This window comes from Agromyces sp. CF514, from assembly GCF_900113185.1.
Classification (GTDB): Bacteria; Actinomycetota; Actinomycetes; order Actinomycetales; family Microbacteriaceae; genus Agromyces.
Map to the genome: position 1 here is coordinate 1,559,287 of NZ_FOZD01000001.1, position 16,339 is coordinate 1,575,625.

The 16,339-nt window shown below is 73.8% G+C and carries 10 protein-coding genes; 4 read left to right on the top strand and 6 right to left on the bottom strand.

Features of this window, described 5'->3' with window-relative positions; all coding sequences use genetic code 11:
- Nucleotides 1–177 precede the first annotated feature (177 nt).
- Complete coding sequence (locus tag BM342_RS06860; protein WP_255368586.1) at nt 178–1,278, top strand: Glu/Leu/Phe/Val dehydrogenase family protein; 1,101 nt, start codon at nt 178–180, stop codon at nt 1,276–1,278.
- Nucleotides 1,279–1,309: 31 nt separating this feature from the next.
- Entirely contained in the window at nt 1,310–2,563 is a 1,254-nt protein-coding gene (gene ddaH, locus BM342_RS06865; protein WP_092964674.1) for a dimethylargininase, read from the top strand.
- Here ddaH and BM342_RS06870 read toward each other — a convergent pair.
- The 4 genes from BM342_RS06870 to BM342_RS06885 are packed head-to-tail and all read right to left on the bottom strand — an operon-like array spanning nt 2,535 to nt 10,054.
- Nucleotides 2,535–3,239, bottom strand: a complete 705-nt coding sequence (locus tag BM342_RS06870) for an ABC transporter ATP-binding protein (protein ID WP_092964675.1) — start codon at nt 3,237–3,239, stop codon at nt 2,535–2,537. The genes ddaH and BM342_RS06870 overlap by 29 nt on opposite strands.
- Nucleotides 3,236–4,261, bottom strand: coding sequence for an ATP-binding cassette domain-containing protein (locus BM342_RS06875; protein WP_092964676.1), 1,026 nt, complete (start codon nt 4,259–4,261; stop codon nt 3,236–3,238). The genes BM342_RS06870 and BM342_RS06875 overlap by 4 nt, the downstream gene beginning before the upstream one ends.
- A 4-nt stretch (nt 4,262–4,265) precedes the next feature.
- Nucleotides 4,266–7,016: an ABC transporter permease gene (locus BM342_RS06880; protein ID WP_092964677.1), complete on the bottom strand. Its 2,751-nt coding sequence runs from the start codon at nt 7,014–7,016 to the stop codon at nt 4,266–4,268.
- Nucleotides 7,013–10,054 carry a hypothetical protein gene (locus tag BM342_RS06885; protein ID WP_143109781.1) on the bottom strand — a complete coding sequence of 1,014 codons (3,042 nt, stop codon included), beginning with the start codon at nt 10,052–10,054 and terminating at the stop codon, nt 7,013–7,015. The genes BM342_RS06880 and BM342_RS06885 overlap by 4 nt, the downstream gene beginning before the upstream one ends.
- Nucleotides 10,055–10,544: 490 nt before the next feature.
- Between BM342_RS06885 and BM342_RS06890 the strand changes: the two genes are divergently transcribed.
- Nucleotides 10,545–12,452 carry an ABC transporter ATP-binding protein gene (locus BM342_RS06890; RefSeq protein WP_092966647.1) on the top strand — a complete coding sequence of 636 codons (1,908 nt, stop codon included), beginning with the start codon at nt 10,545–10,547 and terminating at the stop codon, nt 12,450–12,452.
- Nucleotides 12,449–14,254 carry an ABC transporter ATP-binding protein gene (locus BM342_RS06895; RefSeq protein ID WP_092964679.1) on the top strand — a complete coding sequence of 602 codons (1,806 nt, stop codon included), beginning with the start codon at nt 12,449–12,451 and terminating at the stop codon, nt 14,252–14,254. The genes BM342_RS06890 and BM342_RS06895 overlap by 4 nt, the downstream gene beginning before the upstream one ends.
- Before the next feature lie 94 nt (nt 14,255–14,348).
- On the opposite strand, the gene BM342_RS06900 is transcribed toward BM342_RS06895, so the two are convergent.
- Together BM342_RS06900 and BM342_RS19835 are read right to left on the bottom strand one after the other, a co-directional pair.
- On the bottom strand, nt 14,349–15,734 hold the full coding sequence (locus BM342_RS06900) for a type III PLP-dependent enzyme (RefSeq protein WP_092964680.1): 1,386 nt from the start codon (nt 15,732–15,734) through the stop codon (nt 14,349–14,351).
- Nucleotides 15,731–16,309: a hypothetical protein gene (locus tag BM342_RS19835; protein WP_177232091.1), complete on the bottom strand. Its 579-nt coding sequence runs from the start codon at nt 16,307–16,309 to the stop codon at nt 15,731–15,733. The genes BM342_RS06900 and BM342_RS19835 overlap by 4 nt, the downstream gene beginning before the upstream one ends.
- Nucleotides 16,310–16,339 lie beyond the last annotated feature (30 nt).

Here is a 16,339-nt window from a genome sequence, read left to right on the forward strand (position 1 = left end):
CCGGGCACGCGCCCGGCGCATCCCACGACACGACGGCGACGGATGCCGCGGGCGGCCGCCCGCGGCATCCGCCGTGCCCGCGTGGCACCGCCCGATCGCAGTATTCTTGTGGTGAAGGCGCTCAAGAGGCGCCGGCACCGTTCCGCCCACGAGGCGGATGTATAAGGAGAACGATCGATGACGATCACCCACGCCCCCGCCCACCCGATGCAGGCCGGGGCGACCGCAGCAGCCCTTCCGCTCGACGCACCTGACCACGAGCGCGTGCTCATCTCGCACGGCCGCCGTTCCGGCCTCACGATCATCGTGGCCGTGCACTCGACCAAGCTGGGCCAGGCCCTCGGCGGCGCCCGCCTCTGGCGCTACGCGAGCTGGACCGACGGCCTCGCCGACGCCCTGCGCCTCTCGCAGGCCATGACCATGAAGAACGCCGCGGCCGGCCTCGCGCGCGGCGGCGGCAAGTCCGTCGTCGTGATCCCCGAAGGCGTCGCGCTCGACGGACGCGCGATCCACGACGCCATGCTCGACCTCGGCGATGCCATCGAGTCGCTCGACGGCGCGTACATGACCGCAGAAGACGTCGGCACGAGCGCCGAGCTCATGGCGGTCGTCGCCGAGCGCACCGAGCACGTGTGCGGGCTCCCGCCCGAGCAGGGCGGCGTCGGCGAACCGGCCGACGCCACCGCCGCGGGGGTGCACGCGTCGATCGTCGCGACCGTCGAGCACGTCTTCGGCACGCGCGACCTCGCCGGTCGTCACTTCGTGATCTCCGGCCTCGGACAGGTCGGCGGCAGGCTCGCCCGCTCCCTCACCGCCGCGGGCGCCGAGCTCACGGTCACGGATGTCGCCGCCGACAAGCGCGCCCTCGCCGACGAGCTCGGCGCCGCGTGGGTCGACCCGGCCGACGCGCACCTCGTCGATGCCGACGTGTTCGTGCCGTGCGGACTGGGCGGCGTGCTCACGCCCGAGGTCGTGCGCGACCTGCGCGTGCGCGCCGTCGTCGGCGCGGCCAACAACCAGCTCGCCTCGCGCGAGGTGGCCGGGCTGCTCGCCGCACGGGGCATCGTCTGGGCGCCCGACTTCGTCGTGAACGCCGGCGGGGTCATCTACCTCGACGTCGCAAGCCGCCCGGGTGCCGACCAGGCCGCCCTCGACGCGCGCATCGCAGGCATCGGCGAGACCGTCGCCTCGGTGCTCCGATCGGCCGACGAGCACGGCACGACCACGCTCGCCGCAGCCGACCGGCTCGCGCACGCCAGGCTCGAAGCCGCGAACTGAGGGTGCGGCGGGGGCCGCTAGGCTCGTGGCCATGACGTCCCCCGCCGCCACGCCCGCCACCCCTGCCCGGTTCAGACCCGAGCCGACGCTCGGACGCCGGGTCCTGGCGGTGTTCGCAGCCTCCGCGGCCGTCGCCGGGCTCGCGGGCGTCGTCGCCGTGCTGGCGTTCTTCATCGGCAACGCGCAGTCGCCGCAGGCCTTCGGCCAGATCTCGGGCCATTTCGCGCTCATGGCGTTCATCACCTGGGCGCTGCTGTCGGTCGGCAACGCCGCGGGTGCGACGCGTGCGTGGTTCCTCACCCTCATCACGGGCTTCACGTCGGCGTGCCTCGCCTCGCTCATCGGCACGACGATCACGGCGACCTCGATCGGGTATCCCGTCTCGGCTCCGCTGTTCCTGTTCGTCATCGGCTCGCTCGTGAGCCTCAACCTGCTCTTCATCCTCGCGGTCGTGGTCGGCGAGATGTTCCTCGCGCCGCGCGTGCTGCGCGGAATCCTCGACTACGCCCCCGAGCGCGCACCGCGCCGCATCGCGCTCGTGCGCATCCCGGCGACGAACCTCGACGAGGGCCTGCTCACGCACGTCGAGCGCCGACCCGTCGACCACGCGCTCGCCGACGACCAGTGGGACAACTACTGCGCGGCGCTCGTCGCCGAAGGCTGGGAGACCATCGAGGTCGACGCGGCGCCCGACCTCGCCGATTCCGTGTTCGTCGAAGACGCCGTCGTGATGTTCGGCGACCTCGCCGTCATCGCGCACCCGGGCGCCGAGTCCCGCCGCCCCGAGACCGAGGCGGTCGAGCGCGCGGTGCGCTCGATCCAGGGCGTCACGGTCGCGAGCATCCTCGCCCCCGGCACCCTCGACGGCGGCGACGTGCTGAAGGTGGGCTCGACGGTCTACGTCGGCGCCAGCAGCCGGACGAACGCCGAGGGCATCCGCCAGCTTCGCGCACTGCTCGCGCCGCACGGCTACGAGGTCGTCGCGGTGCCGTTGACCAAGGCACTGCACCTGAAGAGCGCGGTGACGGCGCTGCCCGACGGCACCGTCATCGGCGATCCCGAGCGCATCGACGTGCCGAGCCTGTTCCCGAGGTTCCTCCCGGTCCACGAGCCCGAGGGCGTCGCGGTCGTCGCCCTCAGCGACGAGTCGCTGCTCATGTCGTCGGCGGCGCCGCGCACGGCCGCCATGCTCTCCGACCTCGGCTACCGAGTGGTCACGGTCGACATCAGCGAGTTCGAGAAGCTCGAGGGCTGCGTCACGTGCCTGTCGGTGCGGGTGCGCTGACCCGATCGGCGCGCGCCGCCCCGTCGTGCAGCTCGAGCATGCGGTCGGCCCGACGCGCGAGCGCCGGGTCGTGCGTCGTGACGACCGCCGCGACGCCTCGCGCGTGCACGAGTTCGCCGATGAGGTCCATCACGGTCGCCGCGGTGCCGCTGTCGAGCTGACCCGTCGGCTCGTCGGCCAGCAGGAGTCGCGGCCTCGCAGCGAGGGCCCTGGCGATGCCGACGCGTCGCTGCTGGCCGCCCGAGAGCTCGTAGGGCCGTTGTGCGCCGTGCGCGCCGAGACCCACGGCCTCGAGCGCTTCGGCCACGCGCGACTCGCGCTCGGCGGGCTGCATGCGCAGCAGGCGCAGCGGCACCTCCACGTTCTCGGCTGCGGAGAGCACCGGAATGAGCCCGAACGACTGGAAGACGTAGCCGAGCTGCTCGCGTCGGATCGCCGCGAGGGCGTCGTCGCCGAGCGTCGAGAGGTCGGCGTCGCCGAGCAGCACCCGGCCCGAGGTCGGTCGGTCGAGCCCGCCGAGCAGGTTCAGCAGGGTCGTCTTGCCGGCGCCCGACGGGCCCGTGACGACGAGCAGTTCACCGGGGCGCACCTCGAGCGACACGTCGGCGACCGCATGGACGTCCCCGGCGTCGGTCGTGAAGGTGCGGCTGACGTGTTCGGCGGCGAGCGTGCTCATCGCGACTCCTCGTTCGGCTCGGGCGAGGGCTCGGGTGACAGATCGGGCGAGGGCTCGGGCGTGCTCTCGGGCCCCGGCGCTGCCCCGGCCGTCGGCTCGGGCGCGGGATCGGACCCGGCGGATTGCCCGGGCGGTCGTCGGACGCCGCCGGGCCAGACGCCGACGTGGTCGGGTTCGAGCGCGAGGCGGACTCGGTCGCGCAGGTCGAGGCGCTGCACGAACTCGTGCGGCAACTGCAGGCGGCCGACGCGGTCGAGCACCGCGAACTCCTCGGCCACGTGCTCCTCTGCGCCGTGCTCGTCGACGCGCGTCGAGCGCAGCACCTCGGTGGAGGTGCGGCCGTCGCGGATCTGCACGGTGCGTCGCACATGCCCCGAGACCGTGGGGTCGTGGGTCACGATGAGCGTCGTCACGCCGAGTTCCTCGTTGACGCTGCGCATGGCCTCGAGCACGGCAGACGAGGTGGCCTCGTCGAGCTCGCCGGTCGGTTCGTCGGCGAGGAGCACGAGCGGGTCGTTCGCGAGGGCGACCGCGATGGCGACCCGCTGCTGCTGGCCGCCAGAGAGGTCGGCGGGCCTGCGGTCGCGAACGTCGCCGACGCGCAGGAGGTCGAGCAGCTCGCCCACCCGTGCGGCGCGTGCGGAACCGCCAGAGGTGCCGGCGATGCTCATGGCGAGGGCGACGTTCTCGGCCGCCGTCAGGTAGGGGAGGAGGTTCCGCGACGCCTGCTGCCACACGAATCCGACCGTGTGCCTGCGATACTGCACGCGCTCGCGCGAGCCCATGGCGAGCAGGTCGTGCCCCGCGACGCTCGCACTGCCCGCCGTGGCGGTGTCGAGGCCCGAGAGGATCGTGAGCAGCGTCGACTTCCCAGAGCCCGAGGCGCCGATGACGGCGACCATCTCGCCGGGCTCGACGCGCAGGTTCAGACCCTGCAGCGCCTGCACCTCGACGCCGTCGGCCGTGAAGATGCGCACCAGGTCGGTGCACAGGATGTGCGGGTGGGTCAGCGTGTCTGCCACGTGATCATCCTTCCTCCTCCTTGCGCATCGCGCGCGCCACGTCGATGCGCGACCCGGGCGAGGCGGCCAGCGCCGACGCGACGACGGTGACGACGACGGATGCCGCGAGCACCGCCGAGATGAGCAGCGGGTCGTAGGCGACCGCCGGCTGGGCGTCGCCGCCGGTGAACGCGCTGAGGTCGATGCCGCCCAGCACGACGAACGGCAGCACGGCGCCGAGCACGGCGCCGACGACGAGGGACACCGCCGTGACCGGCCCGATCTCCCACGCCACGAGCCCGCGCTCGCCGCGCCGGTCGAGCCCGAGCGTCGCGAGCAGCGGCAGCAGGCGCTCGCGCGCCGGGCGGCCGACGACGAGGGTGAGCACGATCGCGAGCGCCGTCAGCAGGCTCGAGAGCACGATCGCGGCGATGAGCGCGGCGACGAGTCCCTGCACGGTCGGGCTCGAGTTCAGCGTCTCGGCGACGCTCCAAGGGGTCTCGACCGCGCTGTCGGGGGCGATGCGCTCGAGCTCGGCGACGACGTCGGCCGGGTCGGCGCCCTCGTCGAAGCGCACGAGCACGGTGCGGGGCACGAGCGTGTCGGTGTACGGCTCGGCGTTCGCGCGGTCCATGAGCATCCAGTTGGCGCGCGGCGAGTAGGCGGTGGTCCCGTCGACGACGCCGAGCACGGCGTACGGGTCGCCGTCGAGCTCGATCTCGTCGGCGTCCGCGGTCACCGCAGCCACGACACCGGACACGAGCACCGGCACTCCGTCGGCGGACGGAGGATCGGCGAGCGCGTCGGGCAGCGGCGTCGCATCGGGGCGGCCCTGCTGCACGGCCTGCATCTCGGCGACGTCGATCACGACGAGCGTCGTCGTGCGCTGTCGTCCGTCGATCGAGATCGAGGCGTTCCTGGTCGAGTAGACCGGCGCGATCGCCTCGACGCCGGGCGCGTCGCCCAGTTCGCCGAGCTGCGCCTGCGTCAACGGCACGCCCGACACCGAGGCATCCGCCCCGACCCGATGGGATGCCGCGGCGTCGACCCCCGAGCGGATCGTGCCGAGCAGCACCGACGAGAACACCGCGACCGACACGCCGACGACGACCGCGAGCACGGGCACGAGCCCGGCGGAGGGGTCGCGCAGTGCGCGCGCGGACCCGAGGAAGCCGACGAGCCCCGGCCTGGCCGCCATCGAGCGCGCGACGCGCGCGAGGGGAAGCGGGTAGATGCGGAGCACGACGAGGCAGGCGGCCAGCGAGAGCAGCAGCGGCACCGCCGCGAGGAGCGGGTCGACGCCGACCGAGGCGGCGGAACCCGCGAGTCCCCGCCGCAGGAGCAGCACGACGGATGCCACGGCGAGCAGCAGGACCACGAGCTCGCCGATCCAGCGCAGGCGGCCGCCGGCCGAGGCGCCCAGATCGGCGCGCGCACGCCGCAGCGGGCTGAGCGACGGGGCGGACGCGACGAGCAGGGCTGCCGGCGTGGCCGCGAAGACCACGGCGACGAGCCAGCCGACCGGCCGGCCGTCGGCGTCGAACGCCAGCGTTCCCGCGACGGCTCCGACGATCGCGGCCGGCACGCCGACGAGGCCGCCCTCGAGCGCGAGGATCCCGCGCAACTGGCCGGTCGATGCGCCGCGCGCCGCGACCAGTTCGAGGCCGGCGCGGCGTCGTTCGAACACCACGCGTGCGCCGAGCACGAGCACGGCGACCATGACGCCGATCGGGCCGGATGCCACGGTGGCCAGCAGTGCGTCGCTCGCCGTGGCCGCGGCGGTCGCGATCGCGAGCTCGTCGCGGAGGGTGCTCGAGAAGCCGAGCTCGCCGACCGTGTAGTACTCGTCGACCCAGCCGCCGTCGCCGACGACGTGCAGGTCGCTCGAGAACCGGCCGAGCATGGTCTGCAGGTCAGGTGCTGCGTCGGCGGTGAGGCTCGCGGTGTCGACGGGGATCCAGACCTCGAGCGTCAGCGGCACGCTCACCCGTGCGAAGTCCGACCACGAGGCGGGGTCGAGGAAGGCGACCGCGGTGATCTCGGGAGGCGCGAGCCCGTTGTCGACCACGGAGGGCTCGAGAGCGGGCACGATGTGGGTCCAGACGCCGTCGTCGGGGTCGATGGGCGCGACGGTGCCGGACAGCACGACCGGCTGCGGGGCTCCGTCGACGTCGATGACCCGCTGCTCGCCGATCGTCCACTCCATGCGTTCGGCGACCGCGTCGGCGAGCACGAGTCCGATGGGGGAGGCCGAGGGCACGGGGGCCTCGACGGGTGCGGGCCAGTCGCCCGAGGTGAGCTCGACGTGCTCGCGCAGCCGTGGGTCGAAGCCGGGCATGATGCGGTAGGACGGCGAGCTGGGGCTCGCACCGGGCACCTGCGCCCGGATGGGCGCGATCGTGAGCATCGCGAGCGGCGGTTCGGTGATCGCGGCGAGCGGCGCGGGCATCTCGTCGACGATCGCCGCGAGCCGGTCCTCCTGCGCGCCCCACACGTCCTCGACGTCGTCATCGAGCGTCGTGGTTCCGGCCGACGGCCCGACGCCCGGCCGCTCACGCGAGGTCGCCGTGAGGTCGAGCTCGGCCGCGGGCACCGAGGCGAGCTGCTCGTGCAGGGCCGCGGTGTGCAGCGCAGTGGCCGCGCGCGGCACGGCCGTCGCGAGGAACGCGCCCGTCAGCACGAGCAGGGCGAGCAGGATCGACGCACCGGGGGCCGTGGTCAGGTGCCGGCGCAGCAGGCCCGCGGTCGACAGGCGCGATCGATGTGCGGCGCTCATCGCTCCTCCTCGCGGATGCCGGGCGTCGCCGCCAGCCGTCGGACGGACGCCGCGGCGACGAGGCCGACCGCGGCGGCGACCGCGCAGAACGCGAGCAGTCCGATCGCCCAGGGCACCACGTCGAGGCCGAGGTCGACGGAGAGCATGGCCGGCGCGCCGGCCACGCCCGCGCGCGCGAGCTCGCGGACCGTCGCGACGGAAGCGACGGCGCCGACGATCGCGCCGACCGCGACGGCCGTGCAGACCGCCGTCGCGAGCTCGGCGAACCGGGCCCGTGCCTGCAGGGCCGACGGCATGCCGAGCGCGCGCAGCACGACGACCTCGCCGAACCGCGTGCGGGCGAGCGCTGCGGTGAGCGCGGCGAGGGCCACCGCGGCGAAGAGCAGCGCGCCGCCCGCCCCGGCCCAGAGCGCTGCCACGGCCGGCCCGATCAGCGGCGCTGACGAGACGTCGGCCTGGGTGGTCGCCACGAGTGCCGTCGTGCGCCCGTCGCGGATGTCGTCGGCGACACCGGTCGGATCGGCCGTCGCGATCCAGCGTTCGGTCGAGGCCGGCACTCCGGCGTCGGCGAGGAACGCCGCCTCCGAGAGGGCGCCGAGGTCCGTGAGCATGCCCGAGTCGCCGGCACCGGGGATCGCCGGGATGATGCCGGCGACGGTCGCCCGGACATCCGCACCGCCCGTGACCACGCGGAAGGCGATCGAGTCGCCGGTCGCGGCGCCCAGGCGCGACGCGAGAGCCGCGCCGAGCATGACCGGAACGGGCTCGGCCCCGGCCTCGCCGCCGACGGCCGTGCGGCCGGTCGGGCGCTTGGCGCTCAGGTGCACGCGGTCGTGCGCCTCGACGTCCGGTTCCGAGGTCGTGCCGTCGAAGGAGACGGCGCCGAAGCCCACCTCGACCTCGCCGAGTCCTCGGGACCCGGTGAGCGTCGCATCGAAGCCGAGCAGACGCAGCCCCTCGACCGCCGGCAGCGCGACGACGCCTTCGCCGCCGCCGGAGGCGACCTCGAACGTGCCGGCGGGCAGCCGGCTCGCGTCGCCGGCGGGACCGAGCACCCAGGCGGACACGGCGACTTCGCCCGGAACCCCTGCCGAAGCGGAGACGGTCACCGGGACCTCGATCTTCGACGTGCCGCTCGGGACGCCGCTCGAACCCGATTCGTGCGCGAGCACGTCGGCGGCGCCGGCGGGGACCATGCCGGCCTTCGTCGCCTCATCGACCGGGATCGCCACGAGGGTCGCGGGATCCGAACCGATCCGGGCCTCACCGCGGAACACCGGGAGGCTCGCGTCGACCCCGGCGACCCCGGCGAACGGGTCGTCGAGGGCGAGCGGATCCGGCCCGCCCACGACCGACCTGCCCGCGAACGCGACCCGGACGTCGCCGCCGAGTTCGGCGGCCGCGGCCGCGCGGTCGAAGGTCTGCCAGCTGCCCGCGAACGCAGCGGTGAGGGTCAGGCCGCCGACGGCGAGCACGGTGACGAGCGAGGCCGATGCGTAGAGTCCGGCCCGGCGGGCCAGCTGCCGCATGGGCAGAGAGGGAACGAGGCCCGGCCTGCGCTCGGCGAGCCGCTCGAGGGCGTGCGCGACCGGACGCATCAGGGCGTTGCCGACGAGCGCGAGCGCGACGAGCACGAGCACGGGGGCGAGCACCGCGACGGGGTCCACCTCGAGCGCGCCCGACGCGTTCGGCACGAGCGGTGAACCGTAGAGCCGGAACTGCCACAGCGTCAGCGCTGCGGCGACCGCGACGAACAGCACGCCGCCCGCGACGGCGGCACGCGGCATCCGCCCCACCTCGTCGCCCGAGCCGCGGAGCAGCGGACGCGTGGCCTCCCACCAGGCCCGGCCCCCCACGAGGACGATCGCCCCGAGCACGCAGGCGAGGCCGACGGTCGCCGCGGTCAGCGGTGAACGGGAGGTTCCGGGCACCACGGCGCCGAGCACGGCCCACGCGATCGCGACGCCCGCCAGCGCGGCCGGAACCGAGACGACGGCGACCTCGCCGACGGTGCCGACGAGCAGTCGGAGCGCGGAGGCGCCGCGGGCGCGCAGCAGCACGGTCTCGCCCCGACGCGCGGCCGCGAGGAGCGCCGCGAGCCGGTCGATCGCGGCGAACCCGGCGAACGCGAGCAGCAGCACGGGCAGCGGAGCGATCGCACGCACCGTGGTCAGCCCCGCGAGCAGGCGATCGAGGGTCGAGACGAGACCTCCGGAGGAGGTGAGCCCGTCGGTGCCGATGCCGTCGGCGGCGCGCAGCGCGGGCTCGACGTTCGGGAGCGCGGCGCGCAGCCCGGCGACGAGCGCGGGCGTCGCCGCGGCGGCGTCGACCGTCGCCGTCCAGCGCACGACGACCGCGGCGGGCACGTCGGCGAGGTCGCCGTCGTCGGCGACCACGAACGGCCCGGCCGCGTCGTCGAGCAGGCCCGCCGCGACGATCGGCTCGCCGAACCAGGCCGGCTCCGACGCGTCGTCGGGCGCCCACGTGCCGACCACGACCAGGCGTTCGGGATCGGGGCCTCCGAGTTCGACCACGTCGCCGATGCCCAGCCCGAGCGCCTCAGCGGCGGACGCCTGCACGGTCGTGGCGATGCCGTCGGGGTCCGCGCGCTCGGCCATCGCGACGGCCGCGGGGTCGTCGGGCCACGTGCCTCCGCCGAGCGTGGCGCGCCCGGGGATGCCCGGGTCCGCGAGGAGCACCACGTCGACGGGCCGCCCGTCGACCACGGCCTCGACGGGTGTCGTCTGCACCGATCGGGCCCACGCCGCGCCGTTCGGCGCGAGCATGCGATCCAGCACGGATGCCGCGGCATCCGCCTGCTCGACCGGATCGGCCGACATGCGGATCTGCCAGCGCGCGGCGCCGTCGACGCCGGTGGCAGCCGCGAGCCCGCTGCGCAGACCGCCGATCGAGGAGCCGGCCAGCGCATCGACGACCGCGGTGCCGAGCAGGGCGAGCACGAGCACGACGCTCGCGATCGCCGCGAACACCCCGCCGTGTGCGCGTGCGCGCGCCACTGCGGTCGACGTCGCTCCCACGCGATCTCCTCGATTGGTCGTTCGGGCCGCCACGCAGGGGAGCGAAGCAGGGCGCCCCTCGAGCGCAGCACGAGTTCGCACAGCCTACTCGCACCCGGGGTGTTGCACGCCACGCCCGAATCGTCGTAGTCTGTAGGGCTGGCTGCGCTCGCCGCGGCCCGCTGGTGAAGATGACGACGATGACGCAGGAGGACACCATGCAGACAGACAGCTACGCCCGCCCGTTCGTGGCCGGTAGCGCTCTGCGTCCGGTCTCCTCGGCCAAGGGCGCGCTCGACGGGTAGCCAGACCCGGTCCGCAGGCTCCGCCTGCCCGATCAGCGGGTGCTCCTCATCAGAGGCCCGCACGGCGGTATCTCCGCCTTCTCGTCGTTCGCGACGCTGTTCCAGCTCACGCGCTGCCGATCCGCCATCCGAGTGCGGTCTTCGGCAACCGTTTCCGAAAGGGATCCGGCTTGTCCGCCACCCAGCACCACCCAGACCCCACTCCCATCGACCCCGCTGACGTCGTCGTCGAGCGCAACGCCGTGCGCGCGCTCTGGCGTCTGCGGCCCTTCATCGGGCGCGCCGCGCCCGCGTTCGTGCTGAGCGCCGTGTTCGCCTCGGCGGGCCAGCTCATCGGCCTCTCGATCCCGCAGGTGCTCGAGTCGATGGTCGACGGTCCGCTCGCCCACGGCGAGGCCGACGCCGTCGTGCCGTTCGCCCTGCTGATCCTCGGCCTCGGCACGCTCGAGGCCGTGTTCTACGCGCTTCGCCGCTGGGTCGTCGTCGGACCGGGCACGCGCGTCGAGTCGCGCATGCGCAATGCGCTCTACGCCAAGCTGCAGGACCTGCCCGTGAGCTTCCACGACAAGTGGCCGAGCGGGCAGCTCCTCTCGCGTGCCGTGAGCGACCTCGGCCTGATCCGCCGCTGGCTCTCGTTCGGACTCGTGTTCACGTTCGTGAACCTGCTCACGATCGTGGTCGGCACCGGCATCCTCATCTCGATGAACTGGATGCTCGGGCTCGTGTTCTTCGTGTGCGCGACGCCGCTCTGGATCGTCGGCTTCCGGTTCGAGGGCCGCTACTCCGCGCTGTCGCGCCGCAGCCAGGACCAGGCCGGCGACCTCGCGACCGCGGTCGAGGAGTCGGTGCACGGCATCCGCGTGCTGAAGGCGTTCGGGCGCGGCAAGCACGCGCTCTCGAGCTTCCGCGTGCAGGCCGAGTCGCTGCGCAGCACCGAGATCGAGAAGGCGCGCCTCGACGCGAACATCTGGGCGTGGCTGCTGCTCGTGCCCGCCCTGTCGATCGCGCTGTGCCTCGGCCTCGGCATCTGGCTCACGGCGAACGACCAGATGACGGTCGGTGCGCTCGTCGCGTTCTTCGCGACCGCGACGATGCTCGCGTGGCCGATCGAGTCGATCGGGTTCCTGCTCGCCTTCGCGCTCGACGCACGCACCGCCACCGACCGCTTCTTCGAGGTCATCGACAGCGAGAACACCGTCGTCGACCCCGAGGCCGCCCGCGTGCTCGACCGCCCGACGGGCGCGCTGAGCTTCACAGACGTGCGCTTCCGCTACCAGGACTCGCCCGAGCGGTTCGGCGACCTGCTGCAGGGCGTCGACCTCGACATCCGGCCGGGCGAGACCATGGCGCTCGTGGGCCTCACCGGCTGCGGCAAGACGACCATGACGGCGCTCACCACGCGCCTCTACGACGTCACCGGCGGTTCCATCATGCTCGACGGCGTCGACGTGCGCGCCTTCACCCGCGAGGAGCTCCGCCGGCACATCGCCATGGCCTTCGAGGACGCGACGCTCTTCAGCGACTCGGTGCGCGCCAACGTGCTGCTCGGGCGCCCCGAGCTCGACGGCGACGCCGCCGAGCAGGTGCTGCACGAGGCGCTGCGGGTCGCGCAGGCGGGCTTCGCCTACGACCTGCCAGAGGGCGTCGACACGAAGGTCGGCGAAGAGGGCATGAGCCTGTCGGGCGGCCAGCGTCAGCGGCTCGCCCTCGCGCGCGCCGTCGCCGCGAAGCCTGCGGTGCTCGTGCTCGACGACCCGCTCTCCGCGCTCGACGTCGCGACCGAGGCCCGCGTCGAGGCCGAGCTCCGCTCGGTGCTCGCCTCGACCACGGCGCTCGTCGTCGCGCACCGCCCCTCGACGGTCATGATGGCCGACCGGGTGGCGCTGCTCGAGGACGGCCGCATCACCGCGGTCGGCACGCACTCCGAACTCCTCCGGGAGTCCGAGCACTACCGCTTCGTCATCTCGAGCCTCGAGGACGAGGCCGTGAACCAGCCGGGATTCGGCGACGTCGCGGCATCCGACGCCGAAGAGGCCGGTCGCGAAGCGGCCGAACGCGAACTCAGGTTGCAGAACACCATGACCGGACCGATCAGCACGGGAGGCGCATCATGAGCGTGAGCGGCGTCCAGGGCGAAGAACGCCTCGACTACACGCGAGCCGAGTCGCGTGAGATCCGGCGCCGTTCGATGCGCCTGCTCGGGTCGCTGCTGCGGCCGCAGCGCTCACGACTGTGGCTCACGGCGCTCGCCGTGGTGCTCTCGTCGGCGGCGCAGGCGGCGGGGCCCGCGATCATCGCATACGGCATCGACAGCGGCATCCCCGCGCTGCTCGAGCAGGACTGGTTCCCGGCCGGGCTCTCGGTGCTCGCGTACCTCGCGACGGGCGTCGTCGGCGCGTTCCTCATCTCGGTGTACATCCGCCAGTCGGCCAGGGTCAGCCAGGCCGTGCTCATCGACCTGCGCACGCGCGTGTTCCTGCACACCCAGCGGCTGAGCCTCGAGTTCCACGAGTCGTACACGTCGGGCCGCATCATCTCGCGGCAGACGAGCGACCTCGACGCGATCCGCGAACTCCTCGACGAGGGGCTCGTGGTGCTCGTGCGCTCCTTCACCTACATGGCGTTCACGGCGCTCGCGCTGGTGCTGCTCGACCCGCTGTCGGGGCTCGTGCTGCTCGGCGCCCTCATCCCGATGACGCTCGCGACGCGGTGGTTCCAGGTGCGGTCGCAGGCGCTGTTCCGGCGTTCGCGGGTCGCCTCGGCGAGCCTCATCGTGAAGTTCGTCGAGACCATGACGGGCATCCGCGCGGTGCAGGCGTTCCGCACCGAGCAGCGCAATGCGCGCGAGTTCGGCGACCTCGTCGAGGACTACCGCGACGTCAACGCCCGCGTGCTCGGGCTGTTCACGGTGTTCAACCCGGCGCTCGCGTTCATCGGCGCCGTCTCCGTGGCGGCGACGATCGTGCTCGGCGGGTTCCGGGTGGTCGAGGGCTCGCTCGCCATCGGCGCGCTGCTCGCGGCCGTGCTCTACGTGAAGCGCTTCTTCGACCCGATGGAGGACATCGCGGTGTTCTACAACGGCTACCAGTCGGCGTCGAGCGCCCTCGAGAAGATCTCGGGCGTGCTCGAGGAGCGGCCCGGCGTGCCCGATCCGACGCACCCGGTCGACCTGTGGGAGGCGAAGGGCCACGTGCGGTTCGAGAACGTCGAGTTCGCGTACACGCCCGACCGCGTCATCCTGCCGCGCTTCGACCTCGACCTGCCCGCGGGCCAGACGATCGCGCTCGTGGGTTCGACGGGCGCGGGCAAGACGACGCTCGCGAAGCTCATCGCCCGGTTCTACGACCCGAGCGACGGCGTGCTCGAGCTCGACGGCGTCGACCTGCGGGCGCTGCACCCGAAGGACCTCCGCCGCGCGATCGTCATGGTAACGCAGGAGGCGTACCTCTTCTCGGGTTCGGTCGCCGACAACATCGCGCTCGGCAAGCCCGACGCGTCGTTCGGCGAGATCGTCGCCGCGGCGAAGGCCGTCGGAGCGCACGAGTTCATCGAGGGCCTGCCCAACGGGTACGACACCGACGTGAACAAGCGCGGCGGTCGCGTGAGCGCGGGGCAGCGTCAGCTCATCTCGTTCGCGCGGGCGTTCCTCGCGAACCCGGCCGTGCTGATCCTCGACGAGGCCACCAGCTCGCTCGACATCCCGAGCGAGCGGCTGGTGCAGGAGGGACTGCAGTCGCTGCTCGCGGACCGCACGGCGATCATCATCGCGCACCGCCTCTCGACGGTCGCGATCGCCGACCGCGTGCTCGTCATGGAGCACGGCCGCATCGTCGAGGACGGCTCGCCGGCCGACCTCATCGGCGGCGACGGACGGTTCGCGGCGCTGCACGCGGCCTGGCGCGACTCGCTCGTCTGAGCCGGCCTGGCGGCACGCGAACCGGCCGCCCGCGGCATCCGTCGTCACCATCGGGTGAGCGGATGCCGCGGGCGGCCGTCGTGCGCCCGGTCCCTCAGTGCGCGGCGGGCTGCCCGTCGCGCCCGAGCACGTGGATGGGAGTGCGGTCGATGCCGTTGAAGCCCGTCGCGGTGGCCCAGGTGTAGGCGCCCATCATGGGGCTCACGAGCAGGTCGCCCGCGGCGAGCCTCGGCAACGCCGCTCCGCGGGCGATGACGTCGACGCTGTCGCACGTCGGGCCGGCGAGCGTCACGGCCTCGAACGCGCGCTCGCGCAGGCGACGGACCGCCCGTTCGGTCGCCTCGTCGGACGGCGGCCGCTCCGTGAGCTCGGAGGCGTGGAACAGGAGCGCGTGCACGCCCTCGGCCGGGATGTTGGAGTACGAGCCGTACACGCCGTCGTCGAGATGCGCCCAGCGTCCGTCGGCCCGCTCGGAGGTGCCGATCACGCGGGTCGCGAGGGTCATCGCGGGCGCCGTCACGAACCGTCCGGGCTCGACGATCACGCGGTATCGAGCGGGGGCCGCGGCGAGGGCCTCGCGGATGCCGTGGGCGATGACGCCGAGCCCCGGAACCGGCTCGTCGTAGGCGACCGGGAAGCCGCCGCCGATGTCGAGCGTGTCGAACGCGATGCCGAACCGGCCCTCGAGGTCGCGCATGAGCCTCAGCGTGCGACCGATGGCGTGCTGCCACGGGCGTGCGCTCGTCGTCTGGCTGCCGACGTGGAACGTGAATCCGGCGACCTCCCGCCCCGCTCGCAGGCAGTGCTCGACGAGGGCGGGCGCCGCGTCGGGGGCCACGCCGAACTTGGCGGAGAGGTCGGACGCGGCATCCGCGTTCGGGAACGAGAGGCGCACCAGCACGCGGGCATCCGAGGGCAGCCCCGAGAACTTGTCGACCTCGCCCGCGTCGTCGACGACGAAGGTTCGCACGCCCCGGAGGTAGGCGCCCGTGAGTTCCGCCGCCGACTTCACGGGGTGCGTGTGCACGCAGCGCGTCAGGTCGACGCCCTCGCGTTCGAGCAGGTCGAGCTCGCCGCGGGAGGCGACGTCGAAGCCCGCGCCGAAGTCGTCGACGGCCCGGATGAGCGCGCGATGGGGGAGCGCCTTCAGGGCGACGTGGATGTGCGCACCCGGCAGCTGCTGCCGGAGCTCGAGCAGCTGCGCGGTGATCGCGTCGGGCTCGAGCAGGAGCAATGGCGTGCCGTGCTCCTCGACGAGGGCTGCGAGGTCGATGCGCCGGGCGTACTCGGCCAGGCGACGCCGCACGAGCTCGCGGTGCGGCGGCAGCTCGTGCGCCTCGGCGTGCCCGGCGGCCTCGGCGGCGGCCTCCGCCTCGGCCTCGCGTCGGGCTGTGCGTCGTTCGGCCCTCGTGAGGCGGCGCGCGACCTCGGCGCGCCGGCGGTCGGCGTGCCGGCCGTGCTCGGTGGTGGTGACGGTCATCGGGAGGCTCCGGGGATCAGGGGCCGGGCGAGCGGCCCGGACGGCGTGGCGGTGCGGGCTGATGCGGTGCGGGAGGGCGCCGGCCGCGCGGGGGCCGGCAGGATGATGCGGCGACCCGACTCGAACGAGACGATCGCGATGGCGTAGAAGACGGCGTCCGCGACGAGCTTGCCGACGAGCCAGGCACCGGGATTCGGCCCCCAGAGCGCCCCGGCCATCCAGAGCAGTGCGGGACGCACGAGCAGGGAGTCGACGAGCTCCGCCGGACCGAACTCCACGGCGATGCTCCGGAGCGCGAGCCAGGCGATGGCGAGCGTCGCCCGACCGCGACCGTGCGCCGCGCGGATCGCTCGCACGCGCCCGGAGCCGGCGTGCCCGCGCACGGCGCGCACGACCACCGGCGTGTAGTAGCCGACCGTCTCGGCGAGGCTGCCGACGAGCGCCGCGAGGGCGAGCGAACCGGTGGCCTCGTGCGTGGCCCACGCCCCGGCCAGGGCGGCGACGGTGCCGAGCACCTCCGACGGGAGGTAGCGCAGCAGCCAGGTGCGTGCCCGGGCGCGGGGGATCGAGGTCATGCCGGCCAGCCTGTTCGACGCCCGCGCGCG